The sequence below is a fragment of the Arthrobacter sp. P1_A5 genome (assembly GCF_056406825.1).
This window is the reverse complement of sequence record NZ_JBFTZL010000237.1, coordinates 1-4743: the sequence shown is the minus strand read 5'-3', so window position 1 is coordinate 4743 and position 4743 is coordinate 1. Positions and strand designations below refer to the sequence as shown.

Genomic DNA, 4743 nt, shown 5'->3' with positions numbered 1-4743 from the left:
GTGCCGTAGCTCCGGCCGGGCCGGAGCCACCGGGACGGGGCCCGGGGAGTATGTAGGCCGCGACCGCGACGGCCACCGCGACGGCGACCGCGAGCAGTGCCCCCAGCAGCAGCAGCGTCCGACGGCGGGCGCCTGCCACGGCGGGCGAAGGAGGGGGCGGGGACGCCGCGGAAGCCGCTGCTGCTGGCTCCGGAGCGTTCCCCATAAGCGGACGCTACCATCGCGCCCGGCCACGGACTATGGGTCCAAGGGCCTCTCTGGGCGCCTCACCCGGCCGGACTTAGTTGCCGTTCTCGAACTTGTTCGCCGCGACGTATTCGCCCAGGGTGCCGGAGGCCATCGCTGCGGAGATCTTCTGGATGGCGTCCGGGTCGGMCAGCACGATCGACTGGCCGTCCGCGGACGTTCCGACGCCGTTGGTGGGCAGCGTGAACATGACGGTGTTCTGTGCCCGGATGTCCTTGAGCTCGAGTCCCAGCCCGGCCACGGCTCCCGAATCAAAGGTCTTGTCCACAGTGACGAACGGCGACACGGCGCCCACCATGTTGTTGATGGTGATTGGGTTGCTCAGCGTCTGGCCGGCGGTGGATTTCTTGATGATGGCCCGCAGGAACTCCTGCTGGTTGCGGACCCGCTGGTAGTCGCCGTCCGCGTAGGCGTGACGTTCGCGGACGAAGGCCAGGGCTTGGGTTCCGTTGAAGGTGTGCTGGCCCGGGGCGAAGGACTGGCCCTTCAGATCGTTCGACGTAAACGGCAGCTTGGTGTTAACGGTCACCCCGCCCAGCGCGTCGGTGAGCCCCTTGAAGCCCTCGAAGTCGATCATCGCCACGTGATCGATGCGCTGCTGGAAGATCGACTCAATGGTCTGCACCATCAGCGGCGTACCGCCAAGGGCCAACGCCGAGTTGATTTTCGCCTCACCATGCCCGGGGATGTCCACCCAGAGGTCGCGCATGATGGACATGGTGTAGATGTTCTTGCGGTCCGCAGGAATGTGCATGAGCATCAGCGTGTCCGCACGCTGGTCAGTGGGCGTGCTGGCGTCAGACTCGGCGGCGCCGCGGCTGTCGCTGCCCATCACCAGGATGTTCATCGACGTGTCAGTCTTCTTCGGGCGCGTGGACTCCTCCGGGAAGGCCTGCTCAATCTTGCTGGAACCGGAGTCGAAGGTGTGTGCGAGGTTGAAGAGGTAGCCGCCAGCCACCACCGCGACGAGCGCCACCATCACGGCGACGGCGATCAGCACGTTGCGGCCCCGGCGTTTCTTCGCGGGCCGCCGCTCGCGGAGTTCCGCCCTGCCGGCGTCGTCTGGGCTGTCGAAGGGGTGTGTCATGTGTTCCTCTAAGTTGGCCGGGCATGGTGCCCGGATTCCATTTTGACCAATGCCAGGGCCGCACGGGCGCCGTGGAGGCCCTCAATACAGTACACCGGGCCCGTCTATCAACACTTCCGGCGGTGCRTGGCCTGGTCATCTGGACTGCCTCGGCCCGATAGTATCGGGCGGTGGCCTCACAGAGGGGTCCGGATATCCCCGTGGGGAGGGGCAGATGAAGCATCGCGGCGCGCGGCGTTCGGCCACGGTTGGAGATGCCCGAGTGCCGGGCCGCGGACTCCTTTATGCAGCGTTCCTGCCGGCTTTCCTGTTCCTGCTTGTTGCGGGCCCGGCCATGGTTGCGGACGCCGACCCGATGGGTGGTTCCGTTGCTGGTCCGGCGGCCGAACCGGCACGTGCCTCGTCCGGTTCAACGGGTCCGGCGGAGGGTCACGGTCCTCTCCTCGGTGCAGCATTGCAATGGGGCGAGGATAGCGCGGCGGGGTTCTCTGAACGACTGGGTTCCTCGCCGGGCATTTTCAGCCACGATGTCACCCTGCCGGTCCGGGAATCCGAGAAGGCGGATGTCCGCAAGTTCGTCGAGCAGGCAGGCTCCCTGGGCGCCCATGCCCAGCTGACGGTAAAGCCCGCTGTTCCGTTGGAGCAGATCGATGCTGTTAGGGCTCTTGCCTTTGCGCAGGAGATCGGCCGGCTCACGGAGGGGATTCCCGGGAAAGTGTTCATCCGGTTTGCCCCGGACATGAACTCCAGCTGGGTGAGCTGGGGCCAGCAGCCAGCTGCCTATGTGGCCGCCTTTCGGGCGGTGGCAGCCGCGTTTGGCTCCATTGACGACGCCGGCACTGTCATGGTCTGGGAGCCCTTCCTGGCCAAGGATTACCCCTTTGAGCGGAACCGCAACGCGCCCGGGCCCGGCTCTGACGGGTATCGGATCCTGGACTCCAACGGGGACGGTGTCTGGGATGGTGCTGATGACGGCTACTCGCCGTATTATCCCGGGGACGACGTCGTTGAGTGGGTCGGGCTGAGCGCCTACCATGACGACACCCGTGGCGGAGCCGCCGTGAACTCGGTGCCGGCCTCCGGGGAGCTGGCAGACATGCTGACCGGTCACGAGGCCGGTGGGTCCTTCGGCAATTTCTACGGCGCCTACGTCCAAGGACGTGCTAAGCCACTGATGCTCCAGACTGCAGCGTTCTACAGCCCCACAGTGGGCGGCGCAGAGGAGTCCGCCATCAAGCTTTCCTGGTGGGGGCAAGTGCTTGCTGAGTCCTCATCAGAGCGGTTCAGCGGTGTCGAGGCCGTGGTCTGGGATGAGAAAATGAGCACCAGGGACAACGGTGTGGCCGCTATCGACTGGCGGCTGACCGGACGGCCGGACCTCGCCGCAGCGGCCGGAAACCGCTTGGAAAGCTCCACCCTGGTAACAGGACCAGTCACCGCCACCAAAGACCCGAGTGCTTCCGTGCCGGACGCCGGTCAGGTCCTTTCTGGCTGGGCAGTCTGGGGCGTTGGTGCCGCTGTGGTGTTGGTGTTGTTCCTGTTGTGGGCCGCTCCCCGGCGTTTTCGCCGCGTTTCGGGCTGGTCGTACAAGGACCCCTCTTCCCGGGATTCAAGGGTCGATCTCCTGCGTGGGCTCGCCATTGTGTTTGTTGTGGTCAATCACTTGGGCATGACTTCGCTTTTTCAGTTGTTCACTCAGGAGGCCGTGGGCTTCGTGTCCGGGGCGGAACTCTTTGTCCTTTTTTCCGGGTTGGTCCTGGGCATGGTGTTCGGTCCGCGGGTCACGGACCACCTTGGTGACGTGGTGGACCATGCCGGGAGGCGCGCGGGAAAACTGTACGGCACGGCCTTGGTGGTTCTGCTCGGCGTCTTCCTCTTTTCCCTTGTGCCGGCTGTCAATGCGGATGCCCTGACGTCATTCGTTGACCAGGGAACGGGCGCCGCGGGGCGCGGGGGATCGGGCCGCGCCTATGACCTCTACGCGGGAATGGGGTCCCTACTGCAGTTTCCGGTGCCCCCCGAAGTGATCCCCGGGATCCTGCTGTTGAAGTTCGGGCCCTGGCAGTTCAACGTCATGGGCCTCTATGTGGTGCTGCTCATCGTCAGCCCCCTGGTATTGGCGGCGTTGTCCCGGGGAAAGGTGCTGTGGGTGCTGGCGACGTCCGCAGCTCTCTACGCGGCGGGTGCTGTGTTCAGGATCCGGCTGCTGCCCTCGCAGTTCGAGGACTCCTTTCCGCTGATGGTATGGCAGGTCCTCTTCGTGCTCGGTCTGGTGGCCGGGTACCATCGCGCGGCCATCATCGCCTGGCTGGGCCGTCGGACCTGGGTGGTGGTCGCTTGCACGGCGGCCGCGGCCGCACTGGCTTTCCTGTCCTTCTGTAATCCGTATCTTGCCAACGGGTTTGATACCCGGCTGGCCGTCATGCCGGACGCCACCTACCGTGCCATGTACGATGCCTTTTTCGGCCGCACCTATCTGGAGCCGGGAAGGTTGCTGAACGTCGTGCTGTTGGTAGTGGCGGTCTACGCGTTCCTAACGGCCTATTGGAAGCCCGTGGAGCGTATTTTGGGGTGGTTCTTGATTCCCCTCGGACGGGCCACACTCTACGTTTTCATYATGCATGTAGTGCTGATCGCTGTCATATCCAATATCCCCGCCCTGCAGGATGGCCGAGTCCTCGTGAACACGGCCGCGTACGTGGTGGTGCTGGCCGTTCTTTGGGTGATGGTCCGGACACGCTTTCTGTTTCGCGTCATCCCCACCTGACGGGCGCCGCGGCGACCAGAACCGCCACCAGCCTCCCCAGAGGGTGTGCTATGCGGCCACCTGAAGGCGGGTGAGGAAGATAGCTGTGACGTCGTCATCCGGCTGGGTCTCCCGGTGGAGGTCCTGCAGGAGGGCGGTGAGCTGTGCGGGGGTATTGTCGCGGACGAGGGCTGCGAGGTCATCGAGCGCGGCCAAGGTACCGTCGTAGAGGTCCAGGAGCCCGTCGGTGAAACTCGCGAGGGTCTCTCCCGGGGCGAGGACAGCATATGCCGTGCCCCACGAGCCTGGTTCACCGAGTCCCAGCGGCAGCCCGCGACAGGGCAGGCGGCGGTAGGAGCCGTCACGGGCGACGATGATGCTCAGGCCGTGACCGGCGTCGGCGTACTCCAGGCGCCCGCTGGCCGGCTCAAGCCTGGCCAGGAAGGCCGTCGCAAAGGTGGCCGTGTTCTCCAGGTCCACTGCGAGGAGCCTGCTGGCCCGGTCCAGAACCGCACCGGGCGCGTTGCCTCCGGCACTGCGTACCGCGCTGCGGACGGTGGCGGCCATGAGCGCCGCAGCCGTCCCCTTGCCCATCACATCGGCAAGCATCAGATCCACGCCGTCTTCCGATTCACTCCACGAGTAAAAGTCCCCTCCCACGTCC

The 4743-nt window shown here is 65.4% G+C and carries 3 protein-coding genes and 1 pseudogene; 1 reads left to right on the top strand and 3 read right to left on the bottom strand.

All coding sequences use genetic code 11. The annotated features are described in order from the left end of the window. Positions 1-205: pseudogene (locus tag AC1D1S_RS19390) on the bottom strand (hypothetical protein); the annotation flags it as partial. Positions 206-280: 75 nt separating this feature from the next. Continuing rightward, on the bottom strand, positions 281-1333 hold the full coding sequence (locus AC1D1S_RS19385) for an LCP family protein (protein ID WP_476995238.1): 1053 nt from the start codon (positions 1331-1333) through the stop codon (positions 281-283). A 214-nt stretch (positions 1334-1547) separates the two neighbouring features. Between AC1D1S_RS19385 and opgC the strand changes: the two genes are divergently transcribed. Next, a complete protein-coding gene (opgC, locus tag AC1D1S_RS19380) occupies positions 1548-4100 on the top strand; it encodes an OpgC domain-containing protein (RefSeq protein ID WP_476995237.1) in 2553 nt (850 codons plus the stop codon). Positions 4101-4148: 48 nt separating this feature from the next. Here opgC and AC1D1S_RS19375 read toward each other — a convergent pair. Continuing rightward, positions 4149-4743, bottom strand: a 595-nt coding sequence (locus AC1D1S_RS19375) for a PP2C family protein-serine/threonine phosphatase (protein ID WP_476995236.1), incomplete at its 5' end; no start/stop codon positions are given.